Genomic DNA, 26,769 nt, shown 5'->3' on the forward strand with positions numbered 1-26,769 from the left:
GCGCCCGTCACCGCGGCATCACCACACTCAGCGGACGGTCGGCGGCGGTCTCGGCGGACAGGTGGCGCGCCGCCGCCGGGGTCAGGATCACCACGGCCACATCGTCGTCCAGGGAGCGCCAGGCCGCCCGTACCGCCTCGGCCCCCTCGGCGACCAGCACACGCACCCCGGCCAGGGCGTACCCCCGCACCTGGTCGCCCTCTCCGATGACGGCGACCCCCGCCACGGTCACGCCCTCTGGATGAGGATCACCGCGACGACGAGGCCGTAGATCGCGATGCCCTCGGCCAACCCGACGATCACCATGGCCCGGCCGAACAGTTCCGGGCGCTCCGACAGCGCCGCGAGCGCCGCCGCGCCGGTGTAGGCGACGGCGATCGCAGCGCCGATCGAGGAGCCCGCGACCGAGATCGCCGCCCCCAACAGGGCCGCCCAGCCCGTGTCCGCGGAACCCTGCACCGGTGCCACGGCCTCGGCCGGTCCCGCGCCCAGCGCGACCGCCACGACCGCCAGCGCGGCGAGCAGCAGGGCCGCGTCCACCGCCAGGAACACCCGGAGCGCGGTCCGCGTACGGCGCCGCAACACCAGCGCGGCCGCCACGGAACCGGCGACCAGGACCGGGAGAGTGAGAATCCATGTCACGGTTCCTCCTGAGCCGACGTGGGCATGTGCCAGGGCCGGAACGGTCGGCCCTCGACGTCGAAGACCCGGCTGAACAACTCGTAGAACTCCAGCCGCAGGGCCTGCACCCCGGCGACCAGGGCCTCCAGCGCGAACGCGACCGCGTTGCCGACGGTGAACACGGCGGCGGCGGCGATCACGCCCGCCCAGCCGCGCCCGGCGAGTGCGACGGTTCCCTGCCAGACCACCCAGCCCAGTGCCGCGTGCATCATCCCGAAGGCCGCCAGACGGGCGAAGGAGACCAGGTTCGCCCCCAGCCGCAGGAGCAGGTCGGAGAGTCGGACCACCGTCTGCGCGACGCCCGCCGCTCCGCCGCCGGAGTCGGCGAACAGGCCGACCGCGGCCAGAGCCAGCCCGGCGGCCATCACCGCCAGGCCCGCCGCGAGCAGCGGTCCACCGAACAGCAGGGCGCCGGACGCGACACCCGCCAGGCCCAGGAACAGCGCGGTCCCGGCGACCCCCGAGGGCGAGTACAGGGCGAGACGCACCCCGCCCTCACGCCAGCGGTTGACGGTCCCGACCGCGTAGGCCAGGGCGAGGAGCACCGCGCCCACCGCCATGGCCGCGGCCAGCAGCGTCACCGGCGACTCCAGCGGAGCCAGCCAGAGGACCGGCAGTACGCCCGTGGGGCCGAAGAACTCCCCGTAGAGGAACCCGAAGAGGGTGGCCGTGAGTCCGGCACCCCCGACGAACGGCCAGAGCGGGTGCAGCCGGGGCAGACTGACGGGTCTGCCCGTCCGCAGGAACGCCGCGAAGGCGATCAGGAGCGCTCCGTGGCCCGCGTCGCCGAACATCATCCCGAACATCGCCACGTAGGCGATCCCGGCCAGGACGGTCGGGTCGACGTCGGCGTAGGCGACCGTGCCGAAGGTGTTCACCAGCGGGGTGAACGAACGCCGCACCGTCTTTCCGCCGCGCAGCAGCGTGGGCGGGTCGACACCGTGCGGAGGCGGCAGCGGGACCACCGAGCAGCCGAGCGGGGCCAGGCGGCGGGCCAGCCCGGGGACCTCCTTCGAGGGGCACCATCCCGTGAGCGCCGCCACACGGTGGCGGCGGACCGCCCGGGAGGCGTGTTCGCGGAGCTGGGCCTCCCCGGCCAGCAGGTCGGCCCGGCGCCGTCGTTCGAGCTCCTCCAGGTCCGGCTCGTCGGGAGACAGGAGCGCCTCCGCGGTGGCCCCGACGTTCCGGAGGCGGTGCTCGGCCTCCTGCCGCCCGGGCGGGGACGGGCGGTCATCGCGGTCCAGTTCCACCACGCCGGCGTCGGCCACGCGCACGAGCATCCCGCGCAGGGCGTCCTGCGGAGCGACGAGCGCGACGCGTTCCATCCGCACCGGTGCCGGAGCCTCAGGCCAGGGCATCGAACACCTCCAGGGGGCGCCCGCCCCGTGCGGCGCACTCCAGTGCGGCCTGGCACCGACGGGCGTCGGCCGCCAGCACGGCGACCGCACCGACCACGGGGTCCGGACCGAACCCGGCCCGTCCCAGGAGTTCGAACCCGTCACGCTCGACCCGGTCCCACCACCGCGCCTCCGCCCTCCACAGGTCGCCCGGCTCCGCCACGCCGTCCAGTGCCCAGCGGGCGGAGGAGGACAGCGCCTGCGCGAACCCGCCCAGGTCACCTGCCTCCGCCGCGGCCCTCCCCAGGACCGCCGCAGCCCGGTCGTCGGCCGGGGCGGTCAGCGGGCGGTCCAGCAGGAACCGTTCCCGCGCCACCAGCAGGGCGGCCCCGCCCGAGGCCCAGGGCGCGGCCGCCCGCACCCGCCGCGAGACGCGCAGGGCCCACGAGAGCCGGACACCGACCGCGACCGCGGAGGGCGCGTCGGCTCCGGGGTCCCCCCAGACGGAGCGGGCCAGAGCGTCACGCAACCCGGGAGGCGACGTCGCGGCGGCCACACGCGGCCACGCCATGGAGAGCGCACCCAGGTCGTAGGGGCGCTCCGCGGCGTGCCCGGCCAGGGCGCGGGCGTGCCAGCAGACATTGGTCGCCTCGAACCAGCCCGCCAGCCGCCGGACCGTGTCCACCCCGCCGCCCGGAAGCCACCCGGCGAGGACGCGCAGGTGCCACAGCAGCGTGCACGAGAGGCCGCGCTGCGCCTGACCGATCGTCTGGCCGCTCCGCACGTCGTGACCGTAGGGTCCGTCCGCGAGGAGGCGCAGGCCGTCGGCGAGCGAGGGCGACGAGGCGAGGTCCCGGGCGTGCCCGGCGCCCAGTCGGCGGGCGGCCAGCGCCCTCGCGCGCACGCCGCCGCCGACCCATCCCGCGCTCACCGGGCGCCCCCTCCGTCCGGGGAGGCCACCTCGGCGAGCAGGGCGCGTGCCGCGGCCACCGCCCGGTCCACGTGCTCGGGCATGAGTTGCCCGGCCCGCTCCCGGAGGCGCCCGGCCTCCTGTGCCGACTCCTCGGTGACCGCGCGGACCTCGGCCTCCGCCGTGCGCCGGACCCGCGCCGCCGCCTCGGCCCTGACCGCCTCCGCGCGCGACCGGGCGTCGGCGACGATCGCCTCGGCCCGCCGGGCGGCGTCCGCACGGCGGTGTTCGGACGCCGTCACGGCCTCCCGACGGATCCGGGCCGACCGCTCCTCCACGTCGTCGAGCAGCGCGAGCAGGGGGGCGAGTTCGGCGTTCGCCTCAGCCCTCCGGTCCGAGGGGACACCGCGGCGCGCCGCTGCACCCGGTGCGCCCGCCGGACGGAAGCGTTCGAGGAAGTCCCGTAGACCGGGCATGCGCACCCCCCGTGCACTCATCGCCGCAGGCAGGATAGATCGGGGTCGCCCTCCCGTCCGGCGTCACACGCCGGACGGGAGGGCGACCGGTCACACGACCGTCGTCCCCAGGGGCGTGAGGTCGTCGACGTCGTAGGCCAGCCGGCAGTCGACGCGCACCACGCCCTCGACGGTGCGCACCGCGTGCGCAAGCCGGGGGATGTCGGTACGGCGCGGGACCGTCCCGGAGAGGGTCACCACCCCCTCGCGCACCGAGGTGTCGACCTCGGTCAGGCCGAGCCGTTCGCGGACGACGTCGCGGTCCACCCGCCGTCGCAGGTCGTCGTCGGGTGTTCCGTACACGCCCAGCAGGTCGGCGCGGCTGACCAGACCCACCAGGCACCCGTCGTCGTCGACGACGGGCAGCCGTTTGACGCCGTGCCGGCGCATCAGCTCGGCCGCCTCGTGCGGCGAGGCGTCGGCCGTGGTGGTCCGCGCCGGGGCGGTCATGAAGTCGCGTGCGGTCGAGCCGCCGCTCTTGAGCCGTTCGAGCCGCTCCCGCCAGGGCTCGGCCGTGTAGCCCTCGTCCGGGTCCGGGTCGGCGAGTTTGAGCAGCAGGTCGGCGGTCGAGACGACACCGCGTACCCGGTTCCGGTCGTCCACGACGGGCAGCGCGCTCACGTGGTGGGAGCGCATGAAGGCGGCGAGTTCCTTGTACCCGGTGCCCCCCTTCGTGCGCAGCACGTGCGTCGTCATCAGATCGCCGACGGTCGTGGCGGTGGTCATGGCGTCCTCCACTCTGGGAACCGTCATCAGCGCACACTGGTCGCATACCCCTCCACCGCGGTTCCCTATCTCCCCCCGGCGGCCGTCGGTGCGAGTTTTGCGCAGTTCAGGAAGGGTATGGACGGTTCTCTCAGGGACGCGATCCCGGGAGCGCGGATGACGGTCACGATCGATCCACGGCGCTACGACGCGGTGCTCTTCGACCTCGACGGGGTGGTCACCGACACCGCGTCGGTCCACGCGGCGGCCTGGAAGCGCCTGTTCGACGGCTACCTCGCCGCCCGCCCGCCGCGCGAGGGTGAGGACCACTCGCCGTTCTCCGGCGACGACTACCTCCGTTACGTGGACGGCCGACCGCGTGACGACGGGGTGGCCGCCTTCCTGGAGTCCAGGGGTATCCGCCTGCCGCGCGGGCGGTCCGACGACGACGCCGGGACGGTCCGGGGCCTCGCCGCGCGGAAGAACCGCTACTTCCGTTCCCGTCTCGCCGAGGACGGGGTCACGGTGTTCGGGTCGACGGTCGAACTCGTGCGGCGGTTGCGGCGCGCCGGTGCGGCCGTCGCGGTCTTCTCCGCCAGCCGGAACTGCGCCCAGGTGCTCCAAGCGGCCGGTCTGGGCGACCTCTTCCCGGTGCGCGTCGACGGGGTGGTGGCCCACGAGCTCGGCCTGCCGGGCAAACCCGATCCGGCGATGCTCCTCGAGGCGGCCCGTCGCCTCGGGGCCGAACCGGACCGCTGCGTCGTGGTCGAGGACGCCGAGGCCGGAGTGGAGGCCGGGCGGCGCGGGGGCTTCGCCCTCGTCGTGGGTGTCGACCGCACCGGAAGCCCCGACCGGCTCCGCGCCCACGGTGCCGACACCGTCGTCGGGGACCTGGCCGAGGTGGGGGTCGGCGATGCCGGCCGGTGAGAACCGGAGCCGCCCGGACCGCCGGACGCAGGCGGGGCGGGGCGCGCTCGGAGCGAGGGAGCGTGCGGGATGGTGCCGCGGGACACCGTGAGGTGGTTGGAGGACCTGTCGTCGCGGGACGTGGGCCTGGTCGGCGGTAAGAACGCCTCCCTGGGGGAGATGATCGCCCACCTGACGCAGCGGGGGATCCGGGTGCCGGGAGGGTTCGCCACGACCGCCCGCGCGTACTGGGAGTTCCTGGACGCCAACGACCTGCGCACCCGCGTGCGCGAACGGATCGGCGCACTGCACGGGGGAGCGGCCCTGTCCGAGGTGGGAGCGGACGTCCGCCGGATGTTCGCCGAGGCCGAGTTCCCCCCGCACACCGCGCGCGCGATCGCGGACGCCTACCGTGAACTCGCCGCGCGCCTGGGCCGGCGGGAACCGGACGTGGCGGTGCGCAGCAGCGCCACCGCGGAGGACCTTCCCGAGGCCAGCTTCGCCGGCCAGCAGGAGACCTTCCTCAACGTCACCGGGGAACAGGCGCTGCTGGAGGCCTGCGGGCGCTGCTACGCGTCGCTGTTCACCGACCGGGCGATCAGCTACCGGGAACACCACGGCTTCGACCACCTCACCGTCGCGCTCTCGGTCGGTGTGCAGGAGATGGTCCGCTCGGACCTGGCCGGGGCCGGGGTGATGTTCTCCGTCGACACCGACAGCGGCTTCCCCCGGGTCGTCCTCGTCAACGCCGCGTGGGGTCTGGGCGAGTCCGTCGTGGCGGGCACGGTGGACCCCGACGAGTACCTCGTCTTCACACCCCTTCTGGAGGACACCGCGCTGGAACCGGTCATCTCCAGAACGATCGGCGGCAAGGAGACCAAGGTCGTCTACGGCGCCTCCCGCGACGAACCGACCCGCACCGTGCCGACCGGTGAGGACGAACGGGCCCGCGCCGTCCTCGACAGCCGGGAGATCCTCCTGCTCGCCCGGTGGGCGAAGGCGATCGAGGACCACTACGGCCGGGCGGTGGACGTGGAGTGGGCCAAGGACGGCCGCAGCGGCGAGCTCCACGTCGTGCAGGCCCGTCCCGAGACGGTCCAGACACGCAGGGAGGCGTCCGCGCTGCACGCGTACCGGCTGCGCGAGACCGGCGAACGCCTGGTCACCGGCCTGGCCGTGGGCGAGGCCGTCGCCGCGGGGAGGGTGTGCAGGCTGCGCGGCGCGGAGGAGATCGACCGGTTCACCGACGGCGCCGTGCTCGTCACCGGTACCACCGACCCGGACTGGGAGCCGGTCATGAAGCGCGCGGCGGCCATCGTCACCGACCACGGCGGCCGCACCTCGCACGCGGCCATCGTGAGCCGTGAACTGGGCGTGACCGCGGTCGTGGGAACAGGTCGGGCCACGCGCACCCTGACCGACGGACAGGAGGTCACGGTCTCGTGCGCCGAGGGCGAGGAGGGCCGTGTCTACCGGGGGATCCTCGACTACGACGAGCGCGAGCTCGACCTCGCCGAGGTACCCGACACCGAGACCGAGGTGATGCTGAACCTGGCCGACCCCGCCGCGGCCCTGCGCTGGTGGCGGCTGCCCGCCGACGGGGTCGGCCTGGTCCGGATGGAGTTCGTCATCGCCAACCACATCAGGGTCCATCCGATGGCACTGGCCCACTTCGACGAGCTCACCGACCAGGACGCCCGGCGGCGCGTCGCCGAACTGACCCGCGGCCACGACGACAGGACCGAGTTCTTCGTCGAGCGGCTGGCCCAGGGCATCGCCCGCATCGCCGCCGTGTGGTGGCCCAGACCGGTCATCGTGCGGATGAGCGACTTCAAGACCAACGAGTACGCCCGCCTCATCGGCGGCGCCGGGTTCGAACCGGCCGAGGAGAACCCGATGCTGGGCTGGCGCGGGGCCAGCCGCTACCACAGCGACGGCTACCGGGACGGTTTCGCCCTGGAGTGCCGCGCGATCCGTCGGGTCCGCGAGCGGATGGGGCTGACCAACACGGTCGTGATGATCCCCTTCTGCCGGACACCCGCCGAGGCCGACCTCGTCCTGGGCACCCTCGCCGACCACGGTCTGCGCCGGGGGAGCGACGGACTCCGGGTGTACGTGATGGCGGAGCTGCCCTCCAACGTGTGGCGCGCCGGGGAGTTCGCCGAGCGCTTCGACGGGTTCTCCATCGGCAGCAACGACCTCACCCAGCTCACGCTGGGCGTGGACCGGGACTCCGAACGGCTCGCCGCCCTGTTCGACGAGCGCGATCCGGCCGTCGTCCGCAGTATCGGGGCCGTGATCGAGGCCGCGCACGCCAGGGGAAGGAAGGTGGGCCTGTGCGGGCAGCGGCCCAGCGACGATCCGGACTTCGCCCGGCTGCTGGTGCGCGCGGGGATCGACTCCGTCTCCGTGGCTCCGGACAGCTTCCTGACGGTGAAGGACAACGTCGCCGCCGCCGAGCGGGGGAGGGAGAACCGGTGAACAGCGCGTGGACCTGGTGCTACGAAGGCTACGAACCGGAGGAGGAGGGCCGCAGGGAGGCGTTGTGCACGGTCGGGAACGGCTACCTCGCCACACGGGGCGCCGCGCCGGAGTCGGCCGCCGACGGCGTCCACTACCCCGGTACCTACGCGGCCGGTGTCTACAACCGCCTCCGGTCGCGGGTCGGCGGGACCGCCGTCGAGAACGAGAGCCTGGTGAACCTGCCCAACTGGCTGCCGGTGGCGTTCCGTGTCGACGGCGGCCCGTGGTTCGACGTCGACGCCGTCCAGCTCCTGGAGTACCGCCAGTGGCTCGACATGCGGCGGGCGGTCCTCACCCGGCGGTTCCGGTACCGCGACGAGGCGGGGCGCACCACGGCCGTCACCCAGCGGCGCTTCGTCGACATGCGGTTCGCGCACGCGTGCGCGCTCGAGGTGGCGATCACCCCCGAGGACTGGTCCGGCCGGCTGGAGGTGCGTTCCACGCTCGACGGCCGGGTGGCCAACACCCTGGTCGAGCGCTACCGGGACCTGCCGGGCGACCACCTGGAGACGCTGGAGGCACGGGAACTGGGTGCGGACTCCTGCCTTCTGGCGACCCGGACGAACCAGTCCGGGATCCGGGTGGCGATGGCGGCCCGCGCCACCCTGTGGCGGGGGGACCGCGCATGCGGCGCCGAGCGCCGCCCCGTCGGGGACGGCTCATGGATCGGCCACGACGCCGCGGTCGACGTGACGGCGGGGGAGACGACCACCCTGGAGAAGGTCGTGACCGTCTTCACCGGCCGCGACCGCGCCGTCAGCGAGCCCGCGGACGAGGCCGCCCGGTGGCTGCCGCGTATGGGGCGGTTCGGGGAGCTGTTCGCGGACCACGTCCTGGCCTGGGACCAGTTGTGGGAGAGGTTCGGCGTCGAGATCGAGGGGGCGCCGGACGAGCTGCGCATGATCCGCCTCCACGTCCTGCACCTGTTGCAGACGCTGTCACCGAACACCGTCGACCTGGACGCCGGGGTTCCGGCCCGGGGACTGCACGGCGAGGCCTACCGGGGCCACGTCCTGTGGGACGAGCTGATCGTCTTCCCGGTGCTGAACCTGCGCCTTCCCTCCCTGACCCGGGCCCTGCTGCGCTACCGCCACCGCCGGCTGCCCGAGGCGCGCCAGGCGGCGCGGGAGGCGGGCCTGGCGGGCGCCATGTACCCGTGGCAGTCGGGCAGCGACGGCCGCGAGGAGACCCAGTGGCTGCACCTCAACCCGCTCTCCGGCCACTGGCGGCCCGACCCCACCTGGCGGCAGCGCCACGTGGGGATCGCCGTGGCCTACAACGTGTGGCAGTACTACCAGGTGACCGGGGACCGGGAGTTCCTCGCCCACCACGGGGCGCGGATGCTGGTCGAGATCGCCCGGTTCTGGGCCTCCCTCACCTCCTACGACCCGCGTCGCGGCCGGTACGTCATCCGCGGGGTGGTGGGCCCGGACGAGTTCCACACCGGGTATCCGGGCGCCGAGGAGGACGGGATCGACAACAACGCCTACACGAACGTCATGGCGGTGTGGGTGCTCCTCCGGGCCGTCGACGCCCTCTCCCTGATCCCGGAGCGGCTGCGCCGCGAGCTCACCGCGGACCTCGGCCTCGACCCCGGGGAGCCGATCCGGTGGAGGGAGATCGCCCGGGGCATGTTCGTCCCCTTCCACCACGGCGTGATCAGCCAGTTCGAGGGCTACGAGGACCTGGCGGAGCTGGACTGGGAGGGCTACCGGCGCAGGTACGGCGACATCCAGCGCCTCGACCGGATCCTCGAGGCCGAGGGCGACAGCGTCAACCGGTACAAGGCCTCCAAGCAGGCCGACGTGCTGATGCTGTTCTACCTGCTGTCCGCCGACGAACTCGGCCCGCTCCTGGACCGCCTGGGGTACGGACTCGACGGGGACGCCATCCCCAGGAACATCGGCTACTACCTGGCCAGGACGTCCCACGGTTCCACGCTGAGCGCGGTCGTGCACGCCTGGGTCCTGGCACGGGCGCACCGGGAGCGGGCCATGGAGTTCTTCTGCCGGGCGCTCCGGTCCGACGTCACCGACATCCAGGGCGGGACCACCCCGGAGGGCATCCACCTGGCGGCGATGGCCGGAAGTGTGGACCTGCTCCAGCGGTGCTTCTCCGGACTGGAGACGAGGGAGGACCGGTTGGTGCTCAACCCGTACTGGCCCGAGGAACTGGGCACCCTCACCCTGTCGATCACCTACCGCGAGCACCCGCTGAGGCTGCACATCTGCGGACACTGCGTGGAGGTGGTGGCCGGGGCGGGGATGCACCAGCCGATCGACGTCACCTGCCGTGACCAGACCGCCGAACTGAGACCGGGGGCCACCGTGTGCTTCCCGCTCTGAGCACTCCGGGTGGCCCCCGCCGCGGGGCGCCGGACCCGCCCCGCCGCCAATCCTCGTCCTCCGGGGGCCGCCAGCCTAGGATCGGGGGAGGGGCAACGGCAGTGGGGCACTGCGTCGACCGCGGGGGTGGTCATGGGTGAGACGGCCCGGTCGCGGAGCGGGCGGCCCCGCGCACCGTACCAGGAGGCGGGGATCGACCAACTGCTCGTGGAACTGCGGTCGCGGGTCGACGAGGCCGTGGTCAGCCGCGAACGCCTGCGCGCCCTCCTGGACGCCGTCGTCATGATCGGGGCGGGACTGGATCTCCAGGGCACCCTGCGGCGGATCGTCGAAGCCGCCATGGCACTGGTCGGAGCCGGCTGCGGCGCCATGGGCGTGGTCGGCCGCGACGGCCGTCTGGAGCAGTTCATCCCGGTCGGCCCCGACGCCGCCCGGATCGAGCACTGGCCGAGGGTGCACGGCGTTCTCCGGCCGCTGACCGGGGAGCCGGGACCCGTGCGGCCAGGAGACGCCGCCCCCCGTCCGGGGGCGCCCGGGTGTTCCGGGGGGCATCCGCCCGCGCGGGGTTTCCTCGGCGTACCCGTCCAGGTGCGCGGCGAGGTGTTCGGTCACCTGTACCTCGCGGAGAAACGGGACGGCGGCCGCTTCGACGAGGACGACGAGTCCATCGTGGTGGCGCTGGCCGCGGCCGCGGGCGTGGCGATCGAGAACGCCCGCCGCTACGAGCACACACGTCGGCGCGAGATGTGGCTGGACGCCTCCGACGAGGTCACCACGCGACTGCTCAGCGGCGTGGACGTCGACGACGTGCTCCAGATGATCACCCGGCGGGCCTGCCGCATGGCCGACGCCGACCTGGCCGCCATCGCGGGGCCCGACACCTCCGGGCGGCGGCTCACGGTGCGGATCGCGAGCGGGGAGGGCGCCGAACGGATCCGGGGCCGCAGCACGGCGGTGGAGGGGGCGCTGACCGGGCGCGTCCATGTCTCCGGCGAGCCGGTGATCACCGACATCTCCCGTCCGGGTGCGCGCGCCGCGGTGCTGCTGCGCGACTTGGGCGCCGGCCCGGTCCTCCTGGTGCCGCTCGGCCACGGCGGCCGGGTGCGGGGCGTCCTGTGCCTGGCCAGGGGGGTGGGCGCCGAGCAGTTCCACCCCTCGACGGTCGAGACGCTGCGCGCGTTCGCGGGACACGCCGCCCTCGCCCTGGAGCTCGCCGAGACACGCGCCGACGCCGAGCGCCTCAGCGTGCTGGAGGACCGGGACCGTATCGCCCGCGACCTGCACGACACCGTCATCCAGCGGTTGTTCGCCGTCGCGCTGTCCCTGACCGGGGAGGTCAGGCGCGTCGACGACCCCGAGACCGCCCGGCGCCTCCGCGGGGCCGTGGACGATCTCGACGACACCATCCGCAGGATCAGGTCGGTGATCTTCGCGCTGACGACGGCGGACGAGGAACAGGAACACCCCTGGCCGCGTGACCGGATCGTGGGCGTGGTGAACGCCGCCACCGCCCCGCTGGGGTTCGCGGCCGGGCTGAGGATGGACGGGCCCCTCGACAGCCGGGTACCCGAGCCGATCGCCGACGAGGCGGTCGCCGTGCTCCAGGAGGCCCTGGCCAACGCCGCCCGGCACGCCCGGGCCGGGCGGGTGGACGTCCGGGTGGCCGTGGACGGTGCTCTGACGGTCGAGGTCGCCGACGACGGCGTCGGCCTTCCCGCGGGCGGCCGCCGCAGCGGTCTGCGCAACCTGGCCCGGCGTGCGGCGCGCCTCCACGGCACCTTCGAGGCCGGTCCCGCCCCCGGCGGCGGGACGGTCCTGCGGTGGACGGTGCCCCTCCCCGACGAGGCCGGGTGAGGGGGTCCGGACGTGGGTCCGCCGCGCAGCGGACCTTCGTTCGGACGGCGCGGACCAACGGCACTGGCCAGGGCTGCGCGCCGCGGGTGCAATGAGGTGCACACACTGGTCCGACCCTGCGGCGGCCGCCGCGGTGGGGAGCCGGAGCCCATGGAGACCGGGGGGAGCGCGGGTGTGCCGCTCGACCGCGTGCGTGGGGCGGTCCTGGACACCGACGGTGTCGTCGCCGACACCGCGTTCGTGCACGCCGCGGCGTGGAAGCGGGTCTTCGACGCCTTCCTGCGCGATCGGGCCCGTGCCCGGGGCGGTGGCTTCCGTCCGTTCGACATGCGCGACGACTACCTGCGCTACCTGGACGGCCGGTCGCGCGCGGACGGCGTACGGGCCTTCCTCGCCTCGCGGGGCGTCCACCTGCCCGAGGAGGCGGCTCCGTCGGGCCCTCCCGAGACGGTGACGGCGGGCTGGCTGGTCGACCGCGAGGACCGCCGCTTCCTGGACTTCGTGGACCGCTACGGGGTCACGGCCTTCCCCGGCACCGTGGAGTTCGTCGGCGAGCTGCGGTCGGCCGGTGTCCCCGTCGCGGCGGTCGGGTCGGGCCGAGAGCGCGCCGGGGTGCTGCGGGCCGCCGGAGTGGCGGACCTCTTCGACGTCCGCGTGGACGGGGCCGACGCGATCCGCCTGGGCCTGCCCGGCGATCCCGGCCCGGCACTGCTCCTGGAGGCGGTCCGGCGGATGGGGACCCAACCCCGCCGGACCGTGGCCGCCGTGGACACCCCGGCCGGTGTGGAGACCGCGCGGCGCGGGGGTCTGGGTCTGGTGGTCGGGGTGGACCGAACCGGTGCCCGCGAGGAGATGCTGGCACGGGGGGCGCACGTCGTGGTGTCCGACCTGGCGATGCTCCTGCCCGGGGCACGGACGCGCTGAGCGACCATCGGCCCGCCCGCACGCGACCTCCTGCCCTGCCCCGGACCTGCGGAAGGGCACACAGTGGCAGGTATGGGTGCACAGGAACGCGGATCGGGCCCGTTCCCGACCGCCTCCGCCGCGTTGTTGGCCGTCTGCCTGACCGGACTGGCCGCCGGTCTCGTCCTGCGCGCGTTCGGGCTCACCGGGCCCTCCGACACGGCGTGGCTGGTGTCCACGGTCGTCGGCGCCGCCGCGTCCGCGGTCTGGGTCGCCCGGGCGCTGCGCCGCCGGAGTCTGGGAAGCGACGTGATCGCCCTCCTGGCGCTGGTCGGGGCGGTCCTGGTCGGCGAACTGCTCGCGGGCGCGATCGTCTCCGTCATGTTGACCGGCGGCCGGATGCTGGAGGACCAGGCCGGGCGCCGCGCCCGATCCGACCTGAGCGCGCTGCTCGCCCGGGCTCCCCGCGTCGCGCACCGGGTCGACGGCGACGAGGTGACCACCGTCCCCGCGGACCGGGTACGCCCCGGGGACCTCCTGTTGGTCCGCACGGGCGAGACGCTGCCGGTGGACGGGCGCGTCACGGAGGGCTCCGCCGTCGTGGACGAGTCGGTCGTGACCGGGGAGCCGCTGCCCGTGGAGCGGGCGGTGGACCAGGACGTACGCGGCGGAACCGTCAACGCCGGCGGTCCGTTCCGCATGCGCGCCACGACCGGGGCCGAGCAGAGCACGTTCGCCGCGATCGTCCGGCTGGCCCGCGAGGCCGAGGCGCGCACCGCTCCGTTCGTGCGCATGGCCGACCGCTACGCGACCGTCTTCCTGCCGGTCACCCTGCTCCTCACCGGGACGGCGTGGTGGCTGTCGGGCGACCCCGTCAGAGCCGTGGCGGTCCTGGTGGTGGCCACACCGTGCCCCCTCATCCTCGCCGCTCCCATCGCCTTCACCTCGGGCATGTCGCGCAGCGCCCGCCGCGGGATCATCGTGCGCGGCGGCGCGGCCCTGGAGCGGCTGGCCCGCGCCCGGGTACTGCTCTTCGACAAGACCGGAACCGTCACCGAGGGGCGCCCGGTGCTGGGCGGCACGGTCACCGAGGAGGGGACGTCCGCCGACGAGGTCCTGCGCCTGGCCGCCTCGCTCGACCAGGCGTCCCCCCACGTGCTGGCGGCCGCGATCGTGCGCGCCGCGCGGGAACGCGGGCTGGCCCTGAGCCGGCCCGAGGACACGGCGGAGGTGCTGGGGCAGGGTGTCGGCGGCGTCGTCGGCGGCACCCGGGTACGTGTGGGCAAGGCCGCCTGGGCCGGTGCGGGAGCCCGGCTGCCCGACTGGGTGGAGCGGGTGCGCGCCGACGCGGCGCGCGACGGCGAGGTCACCGTCTTCGTGGGCGTCGGCGACCGCCTGCGCGGGGTCCTCCTGCTGCGCGACCGGCTGCGCGCTGACGCGCCGCGCACCCTGCGGCTGCTGCGCCTGGCGGGCGTCGAGCGGGCGGTGATGGTCACGGGCGACCGCCGGGACGTGGCCGAGCGGATCGCGGCGCACGTGGGAGCGGACGCCGTGTACGCGGAGCAGTCCCCGGCCGACAAGACCGAGGTCGTGCGCGCGGAGAGCGCGGGCGCCCCCACGGTCATGGTCGGCGACGGTGTCAACGACGCCCCGGCCCTGGCCGCGGCGGGCGTGGGCGTGGCTCTCGGGGCCCGGGGGTCCACCGCCTCCTCGGAGGCCGCGGACGTCGTGATCACGGTGGACCGCCTCTCCAGGGTGGCCGAGAGCCTGGCGATCGCCCGCCGCAGCCGGGCGATCGCCCGCCAGAGCGTGGTCGCGGGCATGGTGCTGTCCATGGTCGCGATGGTCGTCGCCGCGGCCGGGTACCTCCCGCCGGCCGCGGGCGCCCTGGCCCAGGAGGCGATCGACGTCGCGGTGATCCTCAACGCCCTGCGGGCCCTGGGCGGCGGGCGCGGCGGCCGGGCCCCCGAGCTGCGCGGAGACGACGCCGAACTGGTACGCGACCTCCAGGAGGAGCACGCACGGCTGTGGCCGGGCGTCGAGGCGCTGCTGCGTGCGGCCGACGCGCTCGCGGGCGGCGGTCGGGAAACGGACGCGGCGGTCCCCGCCCTGCGGTCCTTCCTCGACCGGCTGGTCGACCACGAGGAGCGTGACGAGCGCCTGCTCTACCCGCGGGTCGCCCACGCCCTCGGGCAGTCGGACACGACCGCGACGATGAGCAGGGAGCACACGGAGATCGCGGAGCTGGTCCGGCGCCTGCGCGCGACCCTGGACGAGGTGGAGGGGACCGCGGGCGCCGGAGGAGGGACGACGGCCCGTCGGCACGCGGCCAGGCTGGCCGTCGAGCTGTACGCGGTCCTGCGCCTGCACTTCGCCCAGGAGGAGGAGCACTTCCACGTCCTCGCCGACGCGGAGGAGGTCCCCGGGCCCGGGTGACCAAAGACCCGGTGAAGCGCATCCTTGGCCGCCTGACACGGCCGCCGTGCACCGGGTTGAGTGGTGACGAGGCCCGTGGTCCGCCCGTGCGGGCGTGCCGCGGACCGGTGAACCGAGGAGGTAGGTCATGAACGCCATCGCCCGCCGTTCGGGGTTGCCGCGCTTCCCCGACCTGGCCGAGCTGTTCGACGCACCGTTCCTCTCGTCGCACGGGGCCGCGACCCTGCGCGTGGAGACCGCGGTGGAGGACGACCGGTACGTGGTCCGGGTGGAGGCGCCCGGGATGGACCCCGACGAGGACCTGACGGTGACCGTCGAGCACGGGGCCCTGAACATCCAGGGTGAGCGCAGTGAGAGCGAGACGTCCCCGCAGCACTCGGAGTTTCGCTACGGCTCCTTCAGCCGCACGCTCACACTGCCCTCGGACGCCTCGGAGGAGGACGTGGTCGCCTCCTACGACAAGGGCATCCTCGAGGTGAGCATCGGGCTGGCCAAGCCGGAGAAGGCCAGCCGCAAGGTACCGATCTCGCGCAGGTCCGAGGAGTAGGGCGCCCGTCTCCCCGACCGGCGCGCAGCCGTGCGCGGGGAGGCGCCCGCCACCTCCTCGTCAGCCGGACGCGCGCACCACCGCGACCGGGCACGGGCTGTGCGAGACCGCGTTCCGGCTCACCGAACCGAGCAGCATCCCGGCGAAACCGCCCCGGCCGCGGGAGCCCACCACCATCAGGTCGCAGTCCCCGGCCGCGGTGCGCAGCGCCTCGACCGGATGGCCCGTCTCCACGACCTCCTCGACCCCCACCCGGGGGTACCGCGCCCGCTCGCCCGCGATCGACTCCGACAGCATCCGCCGCGCCTCCTCCGCCGCGGCGGCCTCACCGGTGTCGTCCGCCCCGTCCTGCGCGGGCACCTCCGGAGCGCCGAAACGCTTTCGCGAGGACCCCCGGCGCACCGTCACCGCGCGCAGCGCCGCTCCGCGGACGTCGGCCGCGTCGAACGCCCACGCCGCCGCGGTCCGCGCGGTCGCCGACCCGTCGACGCCGACCATGACGCGGCCGGTGGGCGGGCCGGGGTCCCGGTCGGGAACGACGACGACGGGGCAGGAGGCGAACATCAGCATGTCCAGGGCCGTGGAGTCGGGCAGGAAGACGTCCATGGCCGTCGTCCGGTGGGCACCGAGGACCAGGGTGTGCGCCTTCCTGCTCTCGGTCAGCAGCACCGGTTCGGGGTCTCCGGTGATGTGCAGCGCGTCCACGACCAGGTCCGGAGCCCGTTCCAGCGCCCGTCGGCGCGCCTCGTCCACCACGCGGCGCGCGAACTCGTACACGTCGAACCCCGGAAGGCCGCGCGGCAGCGCGTGGTAGAGCGGCCACTCGAAGGCGTGCACGACGCGCAGCACGCGTCCCCGCAGCCGTGCGTCGTCCGCGGCCCAGTCCACGGCGCGTTCGCTCGCCGGTGAACCGTTGACCGCCACCACCACGGGGGCGTTCGCGTTCTGGGCCATCATGGTCTCCCATCGGATGCGGGCCCTCGACCGCCGCGCTGCGGGCGGGCGGGGGCGTGTTACACGGACGCGGGTCGTGGCCGACCGGCCCTGGTGGCCGGAGGCCGGGGACGTGTGCGGCTACCCGGTGTCGCGGCGGGCGGCCTGCGCCCTGAGCCGCGCCGCGTACGCCGCGGCCTGGGAGCGGCGCTGCATGTCCAGCTTGGACAGCACGCTGGAGACGTAGTTCTTCACCGTCTTCTCCGCCAGGAAGACCCTCTCCCCGATCTGCCGGTTGGTCAGGCCCTCCCCGATCAGCTCGAAGACGCGGCGCTCCTGGGCGGAGAGCTCGCTCAGCGGGTCCTCGGCATCCGCCCCCTCGCGGATCCGCCGCATGACCAGGGCCGTGCTGTGCGGGTCCAGCATGGACTCGCCGGAGGCGACCGTGCGGATGGCGCCGACCAGGTCCGAGCCGTGGATCTGCTTGAGCACGTACCCCGAGGCGCCGGCCAGGACGGCCTGGTAGAGGGCCTCCTCGTCGTCGTAGGACGTCAGCATCAGGCACGCCAGGTCCGGGAACCGCGACCGCAGGTCCCGGCAGACCTCCACACCGCTGCCGTCGGGCAGGCGCACGTCCAGGACCGCGACGTCGGGACGCGTGGCCGGGACACGCCCGAGGGCCTCGGCGGCCGTGCCCGCCTCGCCGACCACCTCGATGCCCTCCTCGTCCTCGAGCAGGGCCGTGATGCCGCGCCGCACGACGTCGTGGTCGTCGACCAGGAAGACGCGGACGGTCCGTTTCTCCTCCGGCATCGGCTCACACCCTTCCCGCGGACGTGCACCAGCGGCCGCGGACGAGGCGCCCGCTGATCCGGTCCGGCACCAGGCGGACGAAGAGGTCGTGGGTGCCCTCCGCCCACGGGCGGACGGGGGCGCAGGCGGCGAGGGCGTTCGCCTCGGCCTCCTCGGTGACCGGTTCGGCCCGGCCGGTGAGCAGGACGCTCCACCCCTCGCTCATCGCGCCGTCGACGCGGTCGACCTCGAAGGCGGCGTCACCGGGCGCGTGCCCGGCGATCACCCCGTGGGACGCGACGCGGAACACGACGGCGCCGTCCAGGACGACGTAGTTCACCGGCAGGATGGTCGGGGCCGTCTCCTCCCCGGCCACGAAACCGATCCGCCCCACACCGCCGGGGCCGATGAGTTCCATGCACCTGACCGGTGACAGGGTGAGCGTCTCGGGCAGGAGGGCCGCCGTGGTCGCGGCGCCCGGCGGTACGTCGGTGTCGGCGCCCAACAGGTGGTCCTGTGTGGTCTCCAGCGCGGAGGCGAGCCGGTACAGCGCGGGCCGCGTCATCCTGGGCGCGTACTCCTCCAGGTAGGCCACGTATCCGGGATCCATGTCGGCCCGGTCCGCGACCTCCTCCCGGGTCAGACCGAGTTCCTCCCGGCGCGCCGCGGCCCTGCGGCCGAGGTCGCTGCCCGTTCGCCTGCTGTCGTCCTGTCGCCTCACACCGCACCGTCCTCGCCGGTCGGAGGGGTCTCGCGCCACTGTCCGCTTCCTTTCCGCTCTCCGGGGCCGGTGTGGGGTGCCTTGGCCCCGATCCGCGGCCCGAAGGTCCCGACGCGGCGCAGCGCCACCGCCGTCACCTTGTACTCGGGACAGCCGGTCACCTCGTCGGTGTGCGACGAGGTGAGCCGGTTGACGGGCGCGTCGGGGAAGTGGAAGGCGGCGAACACCTCGCCGGGGGAGACCTCGTCGGTGACCCGGGCGGGCAGCACCACCGACCCGCGCCCGCTGGCGACCTCGACCGCGTCACCCGGGGCGACTCCCAGCCGCTCGGCGTCGGCCGGGCTGACGTCCAGGGTCTCCGCGCCGGTCAGCTCGGTGTTGGGCGTGCGGCGCGTCATCGACCCGGTGTTGTGGTGGTCCAGCCGGCGGCCGGTGATCAGCACGTGGGGGAACCGGGCGTCGGGCTGTTCACCCGGAGGCAGGTAGGGGCGCGCGGCCAGCGCCGCCCGGCCGTCGGGGGTGGCGAACCCGTCCAGGTGCAGCACGGCCTCACCCGGATCCCCGGGGCCGCGGCAGGGCCAGTGCAGCGGGCCGTCGCGGTCCAGGCGCTCGTGCGAGATCCCGGCGAAGGGGGGAGCCAGCGCGGCGCACTCGGCCATGGCCCGCGCCGGGGTGGCACAGCCCAGGTCGGCGCCCATGGCCCGGGACAGCGCGAGCAGGATCTCGAAGTCGGTACGGGCCCGACCGGGCGGGTCGAGCGCCGGACGCACCCGTTGGAAGCGGCGGTCGAAGTTGACGAAGGTCCCGTCCTTCTCCAGGAAGGACGCGGCGGGCAGGACCACGTCGGCCAGTTCCGCCGTCCGTGACGGGAACAGGTCGTGGCAGACCACCAGTGCGCACGCGTCCATCGCGGCCCGCACCCGGTCGCTGTCGGGGTCGGTCCGGGCGATGTCCTCGCCGATGACGTACAGCGCGCCCAACCGGCCGTCGAGGGCGGCGTCGAACATCTGCGGAATCCGCAGCCCGGGGCGCTCGGGCACCGGGTGCCCCCACACCCGGCCGAACCGCTCCCGCACCCGCGGGTCGGCCACCGGCTGGTAACCCGGCAGCAGGTCGGGCAGCGCGCCCATGTCGGAGGAGCCCTGGACGTTGTTCTGTCCGCGCAGCGGCATGATCCCGCCGCCGGGCACCCCCACGTTGCCGGTGAGGATCGCCAGGTTGGCCAGAGCGCGCACCCCGTCGGTGCCGTGGGCGTGCTCGGTGACGCCCAGACCGTAGACGATGACCGGCCGCTCGGCGCTCCCGTACAGGCGGGCGGCCTCGACCAGGTCCGCCTCCGCCACACCCGCGGTCCGCGCCGACGCGCCGACCGGGAGGCCGTCGAGCAGCGCGCGCAGCGCGTCCAGACCGCTCGCCCTGGCGGCCAGGAACTCCTCGTCCGCGTGGCCCCCGTCCAGGAGCGCCCGCGCCAGTCCGTTGAGGACCGCCACGTTGGACCCCGCCCGGCAGCGCAGATGGACGTCGGCCAGGGCGGCCAGCTCCGAGCGGCGCGGGTCGACCACCACCAGGCGGGCCCCCGCCAGCACCCTCTGCTTGATCCGCGCGCCCACGACCGGGTGCGCCTCGGTCGGGTTGGCCCCCACCAGCAGGACGCAGTCGGTCTCGTCGACCTCCTCGAACGGGGCGGTGCCGCCCGCCCACCCGAACGCGGCGTCCAACCCGGCCGCGGTGGGGGCGTGGCACAGCCGCGAGCAGTTGTCGACGCTGTTGGTGTCCAGCACGACGCGCGCGAACTTCTGGGCCAGGTAGTTCTCCTCGTTGGTGGCGCGGGCCGAGGAGATGACGCCGATCGCCCCGCCGCCGCGCCGGTCGCGGACGGCGGCCAGCCGCTCGGCGGTGAAGGCGAGCGCCTCCTCCCACGACACCGGCTCCAGCGCGGACCCCCGGCCGCCGCGGCGGAGCAGCGGCTCGGTCAGCCGGTCCCGGGCGCTGGTGAAGGCGTGTGCGAAGCGGCCCTTGACGCAGGCGTGGCCCCGGTTGACCGGCCCGTCCCGACCCGGTGTCACGGCGGCCACCGCCCCGTCCCGCACGTGGACCCGCAGCGTGCAGCCCACCCCGCAGTATCCGCAGGTGGTGGCGGTGGTGTGCTGGACGGGACGCGGGTCGAGGAGGCCCGGTTCGGCCAGCGCGCCGGTCGGGCAGGTGTCCACGCAGCCGCCGCAGCCCACGCACGGCGAGGAGATCCACGGTCCGCCGTCCCCGGCCGTCACGACGGTGTCGAAGCCCCGGCCGGTGAGCTCCAGGGCGAAGGTGCCCTGCACCTCCGAGCACATGCGCACGCAGCGCCCGCACGCGATGCACAGGTCCCGGTCCAGCTTCACGTACGGGTGCGAGTGGTCCCGGCCCCGGTGGTGGGTCGCTCCGGTGAACGCTGTCCCGGGCACGCCCAGGTCCCGGCAGGCGCGCACCAGTTCACTGCGGTCGGCGGGCATGTCCAGCGCACGGGGCGGCAGCTCGGAGACGATCAGTTCGAGTGCTCCGCGCGCCGCCTCCGCCGCCCGCGGGTCGTCGGGGCGCACGGTCATCCCCTCGTCCGCCGGGGCGGTGCACGCGGCCACGACCCCCTGGCCGTCCACGCCGACCAGGCACACCCGGCACGAACCCCGCGCGGAGAGCCGGTCGTCGTGGCACAGGGCGGCGACCCCGGCGCCGGCGGCACGCACCGCGTCCAGCACGGTGGCCCCCTCGGCCACCTCCACCACGCGGTCGCCCACCCGTACCCGCATCACGCGCCCCCGCCCGTCAGCTCGTCGCGGTAGACGCGGACCAGGCTGCGCACCGCGCCGGGCACGCCCCGGCCGAACGCGCACAGACTGCCCACCGCCATCACCTCCGCCAGCCGGTCCTGGACCGCCAGCACCTCGTCGGCGTGCCCGGCCGCCCCGCCGATCCCTTCGGCGAGTTCCAGCCCCCGCCGCGTCCCCACCCGGCACGGCACGCAGGCACCGCAGCTCTCCGAGGCGGCGAACGTCCAGGTGTGCCGCAGCAGCGCGTCGGGCGGCACCCCGGTGTCCACGGCCACCAGGCTGCCGTGCCCCAGCGCGACGCCCGCGTCCGCGAGTGCCCCGGCCCGCAGGGGGAGGTCGAGCTCCCCGGGACCGAGGAACCCGCCGAGCGGCCCGCCGACCTGCAGCGCGCCAAGCGCCCGCCCGTCCCTGAGCCCTCCGCCCAGCTCCTCGACGACGAACCTGAGCGACACCCCGAACTCGACCTCGTACACCCCGGGCCGCTGGAACCGCTCACTCAGGCACACCAGCTTGGTGCCGCCCTCCCCGGGGACGCCCAGGGCCGTGTGGGCCGCGCCGCCGTGCCGGACGATCCACGGCACCGCGGCGAGCGTCTCCACGTTGTTCACCACGGTGGGCCGCCCCGCCAGCCCCCGGTCGGTCGGGTAGGGCGGCCGGGCGCGGACACCTCCCCGCAGTCCCTGGAGGGCGCGCAGGAGCGCCGTCTCCTCCCCGGCCACGTAGGAGCCCGCGCCCTCGACGACCTCCACGTCGAGGTCGAACCCGTGACCGTGCACGTCGGCCCCCAGGTGTCCGGCCTCGCGGGCCTGGGCCACGGCCGCCCGCATCCGTTCCACCGCCGCCGGGTACTCCGAGCGCACCAGCACGACGCCCCGCCGGGCCCCGACCGCGAGGGCGGTGAGCGCGAGCCCCTCCAGGACACGGTGCGGATCGCGTTCCATCAGCAGGCGGTCGGCGAACGAACCGGGGTCGCCCTCGTCGCCGTTGGCCACCACGTAGCGGGGCGCCGGGCCGCGCGCGCCGGCCGACCACTTGTCCGCCACGGGGAAGGCCGCGCCGCCGCGTCCCCGCAGGCCGGACGCGGCCACCTCGGCGAGCACCCGTTGCGGTGATCCGTCGGCCAGCACCCGGGGCCACACCCCCCACGCCTCCTCCTCGCCGGTCAGCCCGGCGCCGACCACCGCGCGGCGGGCCGCGTTCCGGTAGGGGATCGGGGGCGCCGGTCCGCCCGGCGCCGGACCGACCAGCGGGGTGGTCCCGTCCATGGCGGCGGGGGAGGCGTAGCAGAACCCGAGGCAGTACACGCCCTGGAGGGACACCGAGCCGTCCGCGGCGCACTCGCCGCGGCGGACGCCGAGCGCGGCCTCGAACCGTTCGGCGTGGCGGTTCCCCGCGGTGACGAAGCACGAGGTCCCCTCGCAGACGCGCACGTGCCGCCGACCGCGCCTTCCACCGGCGAAGTCGGCGTAGAAGGAGGCTGTGCCGGTCACCGCGGCGACCGGCCAGCCCGCCTCCCGGGCGATGCGGTCGAGGTCGTCGGGGCCGACGGAGCCGTGGTCGGCCCTCGCCTGGGCCAGCCGCCGGAGAACGAGGGCGCCCGGGCGGCCGAAGCGCACCTGCCACTCGGCGAACGCGTCACGCGCCATGCCCGCCCGTCCCTTCCCACGCCCGCAGGGTCGTGTTCGTGCAAGTACTCAGAGTGATCGCACTGATGCCAGTGAACCATCCCCTGCCGACGGAGCCAAGGAGCGCAACCTGCCTTCGGGGCCGGGGGCCGGGGGCCTGGGGCCGGATCGGGGGTCTCTGGGAGGGTGGGGTGTGTATGGACGAGAACGAGAACTGTGTCCTGTGTCGTGGGACGGTCGCCCCGGACGGTCGCTGCTGGGACTGCGGGGCCGCCCAGCCGTCGTTCCGCTCCCGGGTGGAGGGTGGGGCCGCCGGCGGTGCGGCGGGGGTCAGCGACCGGGGGCTGCGGCGCGGAGTCAACGCGGACGCCATGAGGGTGGTCGCGGCGGGGGAGTGGACGGTCGGGGTCGTGTGCGACGGCGTCTCCATGTCGCCCCGGTCGGACCGGGCCGCGCTGGTGGCCGCGCCCGCCTGCACGTACGTCGCGGCCGTGGTCGGCGCGGGAGGGATGTGGGTCTCCTGGGTCGGCGACAGCCGCGCCTACTGGCTGCCGGACGAGGGGCCGGGGTTCGCGCTGACCGAGGACGACACGGGCGCCCACGACGCGATCGCCGCCTGGCTGGGCGCGGACGCCGAGGAGCCGGTGCGGCGGGTCCGCAGCCTCCGGCCGTCGGTCTCCGGGCGTCTGCTGCTGTGCACGGACGGGTTGTGGCGGTACCTGCCCTCGGCCGGGGAGTTGCGCGCCGCCGTCCGGCGCCACCGGTCGGGTCCGGGGTGCGGCGACGGCCTTGCGGCCGACGCGCGCGTACTGGTCGAGCACGCGCTCGCCGCCGGCGGGCACGACAACGTCACCGCGCTGCTCATCCCCGTGGTCGGGCCCGGGGGTGCGGCGGCGCGCGGTTGACCAAACAAATCAACGAGCGTTAGTTTGTTGGTATGTCATCGGACTCCTGCGAACTCCTCTGTATCGACCTGCCCCAGGCGGAGCGGGTCCGCGCCCGTGTGCCCGCCGACGACGACGCGCGTCCCGCCGCCGACCGGGCCCGGGCCCTGGCCGACCCCACCCGGCTGCGGATCGCCCGCGCCCTCCAGGTCGCCGACGAGTTGTGCGTGTGCGACCTGGCCTGGGTCTGCTCCTCGTCGCAGAACCTCGTCTCCCACCACGCCCGGCAGTTGCGCACCGCCGGCCTGGCCGCCTCCCGCCGCGACGGCAAGCTCGTCATGTACCGCCTCACCGGGGCCGGGCACGCCCTGCTCTCCCTCCTCCTGCCCGACCCCGACCTCGAACCCGCCGCGAGAGAGGGCTGAGCCGTGTCCGATCCGTGCTGCGGCGGCGACACCCCCCGGCCGCCCCGCGACCGCCCGCTCCCGACCCCGGAGTCCGGCCCGCCCTCCGCCGCGCCGCTCTCCGCGGCCTGCTCCTGCTGCGCGGACACCGCGCGGACGGGTGGACGGTCCCGCGAGACCGCCGAGCGGGCCGCCGACACCGACGGCTGCGGTGACCCCACCTGCTCCCCGCCCGGACTCGGGGACGGGCGGACCCCGAGGACCTGGTGGAGCTCGACCGGCGCGCGCTGGGCGGGCCTGGCCGGCGCCCTCTGGCTGGCCGGTGCGCTCACCGGGTGGCTGGCCGACGTCCCCGTCGTCGCGACCGTGCTGCTGGCCGCCGCGGTCGCGGCGGGCGGACGGACGTTCGTCCCCGGCACCCTGCGCGCGCTGCTGAGGGGCCGGTTGGGCGTGGGCACGCTGATGACCGTGGCCATGGTCGGTGCGATCGCACTGGGCGAGATGGGCGAGGCGGCGATGCTCGCCTTCCTGTTCTCCCTGGCCGAGGCGCTGGAGGAGCACGCCGTGGCCCGCACGCGCCACGGGCTGCGGGCCCTGCTCGACCTCGTGCCCGCCCGGGCCGCCGTGCTGCGCCGGGGACGGGAGAGCACCGTCGACCCGGCCGATCTCGCCGTCGGCGACCTCCTCCTGGTACGGCCGGGCGAGCGCGCGGCCACCGACGGCGTCGTGCGCTCCGGCCGCTCCACCCTGGACGCCTCCACCGTCACCGGAGAGTCCGTGCCGGTCGAGGCGACCCCGGGAACCGAGGTGTTCGCCGGGACGGTCAACGGCGGCGGTGCCCTGGAGGTCGAGGTCACCGCCCGGGTGGCCGACAACTCCCTGTCCCGCGTGGTGCACATCGTCGAACGCGAACAGGCCCGCAAGGGCGCCGCCCAGCGCCTGGCCGCGCGGATCGCCCGCCCCCTGGTCCCGGGGATCCTGCTCGTCGCGGCGCTCATCGCCCTCGTCGGCTCCCTGCTGGGGGAACCGGGGGTGTGGATCGAGCGCGCCCTGGTGGTGCTGGTGGCCGCCTCCCCGTGCGCCTTCGCCATCTCCGTCCCCGTCACCGTGGTGGCCGCGATCGGCGCGGCCAGCCGTTCCGGGGTGCTGGTCAAGGGCGGGGCCGCCCTGGAGGCGTTCGGAGCGGTGCGTGTGGTCGCCCTGGACAAGACCGGAACGCTCACCCGCAACGCACCGGCCGTGGTGGCCGTCGAGCCCGCCCCCGGGCGCACACGGCAGGAGGTCCTTAGTGCCGCCGCCGCCCTGGAGGCGCGCAGCGAGCACCCCCTGGCCGCGGCGATCCTGGCCGCCCACCCCGACGCCGAACCCGCCCACGACGTGGCGGCGGTGCCCGGCAGCGGCCTCACCGGCACCCTGGACGGGGTCGCCCTGCGGCTGGGCCGACCCGGCTACATCGACCCCGGCCCGCTGGCCCGGTCGGTGACCGACCTCCAGGAACAGGGAGCCACGACCGTACTGGTCCAGGCCGACGGGCGCCTCGTCGGCGCGGTCGCGATCCGCGACGACCCGCGTCCCGAGGCCGCCGAGGCGGTCACCGCCCTCCACCGCATGGGCGTGCGCACCGTGATGCTCACCGGTGACAACGAACGTACCGCCCGGGCCCTGGCCGCGCGCGCCGGGGTCGGGGAGGTCCACGCCGACCTGCGCCCCGAGGACAAGGCGGCGCTGGTCGCCGACCTGCGCCGACACGGACCGGTGGCGATGGTCGGCGACGGCGTCAACGACGCCCCCGCCCTGGCCGCCGCCGACGCCGGCGTGGCCATGGGCGCGATGGGCACCGACGCGGCGGTGGAGGCCGCCGACATCGCCCTCATGGGCGAGGACCTGCGCGTCCTGCCCCGAGCACTGGCCCACGCGCGCCGCGCCAGGCGGATCATGCTCCAGAGCCTGGTGCTGTCGGCGGGCATCCTGCTCGTCCTCGTCCCGCTCTCCGCGTTCGGGGTGCTGGGCCTGGCGGCGGTGATCCTCACCCACGAACTGGCCGAGGTCCTGGTCATCGCCAACGGCGTCCGCGCCGGGCGGACCGCCGCGGCCGAACCCCCCTCGACCAGGGCGCGCAACGCGGCCCGACCCACCCGGGAGCCGGTATGAACGTCATCGCACTCGTGCTCTACCTGACCGGCCTGGCGCTGGTGTTCGGCGTGCGCACCCTCCGGTCCTGGCGCGCCACCGGGGACACCGGGTTCCGCCGCCCCGACGCCTCCGCCTTCGGCGCCCCGTGGTGGGGCACGGTCCTGTTCGCCCTCGCGTGCCTGCTGGGGACGGCGGCGCCCGTCACGGCGATCGCCACCGGGGCCTCCGCGCGCCTCCCGCTCGCGGGGTGGCTCGGCGTCGCGGTCATGGCCGCCGGGCTGCTGCTGGTCCTGGCCGCCCAGAGGGGCATGGGCGACTCCTGGCGGGTCGGCGTCCAGGAGGGCGAGGACACCGCACTGGTCACCGCGGGGCTCTTCGCCCTCGTGCGCAACCCCGTCTTCACCGGCATGGCCGTCCTGCTCGCGGGGATGGCCGTGGCCCTGCCCGGACCGCTCTCCGTCGCGGCCCTGGTGACCCTGGCCGTCGCCGCGCAGGTGCAGGTACGGCTGGTCGAGGAGCCCCACCTGCTGCGGACGCACGGCGTCGCCTACCGCTCCTACGCGGCGCGCACCGGCCGTTTCCTCCCTCTCCTGGGGCGCCTGGAACCGTCCGGCGGGGGCGCCGCCCCCGAGAACAGGGGGACCGCTGTGTGAGTCTTCCTGAATACTTCTCGCGATATGTGCCGCTGTTCGTGTGCTGGTCGCACATTTCCGCTCGGTCGCCCGCGGAGAAACGCCATGGTCGGTTCTGTGTCGCGGGGGCGCGGAGGGGGTGCGGTGGCAGGTGTGCTGGCGTCATCCGGTTCCTC

Annotated in this window: 22 protein-coding genes; 11 read left to right on the forward strand and 11 right to left on the reverse strand. The window is 75.2% G+C overall.

The annotated features are described in order from the left end of the window. Positions 1 to 7: 7 nt before the first annotated feature. From ACTVAJ_RS21765 to ACTVAJ_RS21790, 6 genes are all read right to left on the reverse strand, one after another. Entirely contained in the window at positions 8 to 232 is a 225-nt protein-coding gene (locus ACTVAJ_RS21765) for a V-type ATP synthase subunit F (protein ID WP_470390071.1), read from the reverse strand. After that, positions 229 to 642 carry an ATP synthase subunit C gene (locus tag ACTVAJ_RS21770; RefSeq protein ID WP_470390072.1) on the reverse strand — a complete coding sequence of 138 codons (414 nt, stop codon included), beginning with the start codon at positions 640 to 642 and terminating at the stop codon, positions 229 to 231. The genes ACTVAJ_RS21765 and ACTVAJ_RS21770 overlap by 4 nt, the downstream gene beginning before the upstream one ends. After that, a complete protein-coding gene (locus ACTVAJ_RS21775; protein ID WP_470390073.1) occupies positions 639 to 2,039 on the reverse strand; it encodes a V-type ATPase 116kDa subunit family protein in 1,401 nt (466 codons plus the stop codon). The genes ACTVAJ_RS21770 and ACTVAJ_RS21775 overlap by 4 nt, the downstream gene beginning before the upstream one ends. Next, entirely contained in the window at positions 2,026 to 2,949 is a 924-nt protein-coding gene (locus ACTVAJ_RS21780; protein WP_470390074.1) for a serine/threonine-protein kinase, read from the reverse strand. The genes ACTVAJ_RS21775 and ACTVAJ_RS21780 overlap by 14 nt, the downstream gene beginning before the upstream one ends. Further along, positions 2,946 to 3,425: a hypothetical protein gene (locus ACTVAJ_RS21785; protein ID WP_470390075.1), complete on the reverse strand. Its 480-nt coding sequence runs from the start codon at positions 3,423 to 3,425 to the stop codon at positions 2,946 to 2,948. The genes ACTVAJ_RS21780 and ACTVAJ_RS21785 overlap by 4 nt, the downstream gene beginning before the upstream one ends. 69 nt (positions 3,426 to 3,494) lie before the next feature. Beyond that, positions 3,495 to 4,196, reverse strand: a complete 702-nt coding sequence (locus tag ACTVAJ_RS21790; protein ID WP_470390076.1) for a CBS domain-containing protein — start codon at positions 4,194 to 4,196, stop codon at positions 3,495 to 3,497. A gap of 129 nt (positions 4,197 to 4,325) precedes the next feature. Here ACTVAJ_RS21790 and ACTVAJ_RS21795 point away from each other — a divergent pair, with 129 nt between their 5' ends. The 7 genes from ACTVAJ_RS21795 (at position 4,326) to ACTVAJ_RS21825 (ending at position 15,662) form a co-directional block, all read left to right on the forward strand. Then, positions 4,326 to 5,075: an HAD family hydrolase gene (locus ACTVAJ_RS21795; RefSeq protein WP_470390077.1), complete on the forward strand. Its 750-nt coding sequence runs from the start codon at positions 4,326 to 4,328 to the stop codon at positions 5,073 to 5,075. A 69-nt stretch (positions 5,076 to 5,144) separates the two neighbouring features. Next, positions 5,145 to 7,535, forward strand: coding sequence for a phosphoenolpyruvate synthase (gene ppsA / locus ACTVAJ_RS21800; protein ID WP_470390078.1), 2,391 nt, complete (start codon positions 5,145 to 5,147; stop codon positions 7,533 to 7,535). Beyond that, positions 7,532 to 9,922: a glycoside hydrolase family 65 protein gene (locus ACTVAJ_RS21805; RefSeq protein WP_470390079.1), complete on the forward strand. Its 2,391-nt coding sequence runs from the start codon at positions 7,532 to 7,534 to the stop codon at positions 9,920 to 9,922. Before ppsA ends, ACTVAJ_RS21805 begins: the two co-directional genes overlap by 4 nt. Before the next feature lie 132 nt (positions 9,923 to 10,054). Then, positions 10,055 to 11,776 (forward strand): sensor histidine kinase, encoded by a 1,722-nt coding sequence (locus ACTVAJ_RS21810; protein WP_470390080.1) that lies wholly within the window; start codon positions 10,055 to 10,057, stop codon positions 11,774 to 11,776. A gap of 150 nt (positions 11,777 to 11,926) precedes the next feature. Next, the gene (locus ACTVAJ_RS21815; protein WP_470390081.1) at positions 11,927 to 12,700 is read left to right on the forward strand and encodes an HAD family hydrolase; all 774 of its coding nucleotides are present in this window, start codon (positions 11,927 to 11,929) and stop codon (positions 12,698 to 12,700) included. Between the two features lie 72 nt (positions 12,701 to 12,772). Further along, positions 12,773 to 15,115, forward strand: coding sequence for a heavy metal translocating P-type ATPase (locus ACTVAJ_RS21820; RefSeq protein ID WP_470390082.1), 2,343 nt, complete (start codon positions 12,773 to 12,775; stop codon positions 15,113 to 15,115). 127 nt (positions 15,116 to 15,242) lie between these two features. After that, a complete protein-coding gene (locus ACTVAJ_RS21825; protein WP_470390083.1) occupies positions 15,243 to 15,662 on the forward strand; it encodes an Hsp20/alpha crystallin family protein in 420 nt (139 codons plus the stop codon). A 60-nt stretch (positions 15,663 to 15,722) separates the two neighbouring features. On the opposite strand, the gene ACTVAJ_RS21830 is transcribed toward ACTVAJ_RS21825, so the two are convergent. The 5 genes from ACTVAJ_RS21830 to ACTVAJ_RS21850 all read right to left on the reverse strand — a co-directional run bounded on the left by ACTVAJ_RS21830 (position 15,723) and on the right by ACTVAJ_RS21850 (position 22,561). After that, the gene (locus tag ACTVAJ_RS21830) at positions 15,723 to 16,616 is read right to left on the reverse strand and encodes a universal stress protein (RefSeq protein ID WP_470390152.1); all 894 of its coding nucleotides are present in this window, start codon (positions 16,614 to 16,616) and stop codon (positions 15,723 to 15,725) included. 120 nt (positions 16,617 to 16,736) lie between these two features. Then, positions 16,737 to 17,408 carry a response regulator transcription factor gene (locus tag ACTVAJ_RS21835; RefSeq protein WP_470390084.1) on the reverse strand — a complete coding sequence of 224 codons (672 nt, stop codon included), beginning with the start codon at positions 17,406 to 17,408 and terminating at the stop codon, positions 16,737 to 16,739. A gap of 4 nt (positions 17,409 to 17,412) precedes the next feature. Next, positions 17,413 to 18,108: a helix-turn-helix domain-containing protein gene (locus ACTVAJ_RS21840; RefSeq protein WP_470390085.1), complete on the reverse strand. Its 696-nt coding sequence runs from the start codon at positions 18,106 to 18,108 to the stop codon at positions 17,413 to 17,415. Further along, positions 18,105 to 20,894 (reverse strand): formate dehydrogenase subunit alpha, encoded by a 2,790-nt coding sequence (gene fdhF, locus ACTVAJ_RS21845; RefSeq protein ID WP_470390086.1) that lies wholly within the window; start codon positions 20,892 to 20,894, stop codon positions 18,105 to 18,107. The genes ACTVAJ_RS21840 and fdhF overlap by 4 nt, the downstream gene beginning before the upstream one ends. Further along, positions 20,894 to 22,561: an NAD(P)H-dependent oxidoreductase subunit E gene (locus ACTVAJ_RS21850; RefSeq protein WP_470390087.1), complete on the reverse strand. Its 1,668-nt coding sequence runs from the start codon at positions 22,559 to 22,561 to the stop codon at positions 20,894 to 20,896. Before ACTVAJ_RS21850 ends, fdhF begins: the two co-directional genes overlap by 1 nt. 176 nt (positions 22,562 to 22,737) lie before the next feature. On the opposite strand from ACTVAJ_RS21850, the gene ACTVAJ_RS21855 reads away from it, so the two are divergent. Genes ACTVAJ_RS21855 through ACTVAJ_RS21870 form a run of 4 tightly spaced genes read left to right on the forward strand, consistent with a single transcriptional unit; the run spans position 22,738 to position 26,614 of the window. Further along, positions 22,738 to 23,445: a PP2C family protein-serine/threonine phosphatase gene (locus ACTVAJ_RS21855; protein ID WP_470390088.1), complete on the forward strand. Its 708-nt coding sequence runs from the start codon at positions 22,738 to 22,740 to the stop codon at positions 23,443 to 23,445. 32 nt (positions 23,446 to 23,477) lie between these two features. After that, positions 23,478 to 23,849 carry an ArsR/SmtB family transcription factor gene (locus ACTVAJ_RS21860; protein WP_470390089.1) on the forward strand — a complete coding sequence of 124 codons (372 nt, stop codon included), beginning with the start codon at positions 23,478 to 23,480 and terminating at the stop codon, positions 23,847 to 23,849. A 3-nt stretch (positions 23,850 to 23,852) separates the two neighbouring features. Further along, positions 23,853 to 25,979: a heavy metal translocating P-type ATPase gene (locus tag ACTVAJ_RS21865; protein WP_470390090.1), complete on the forward strand. Its 2,127-nt coding sequence runs from the start codon at positions 23,853 to 23,855 to the stop codon at positions 25,977 to 25,979. After that, a complete protein-coding gene (locus ACTVAJ_RS21870; protein WP_470390091.1) occupies positions 25,976 to 26,614 on the forward strand; it encodes a methyltransferase family protein in 639 nt (212 codons plus the stop codon). Before ACTVAJ_RS21865 ends, ACTVAJ_RS21870 begins: the two co-directional genes overlap by 4 nt. Positions 26,615 to 26,769 lie beyond the last annotated feature (155 nt).

This window comes from Nocardiopsis sp. KDC1DS13DA1, assembly GCF_055632325.1.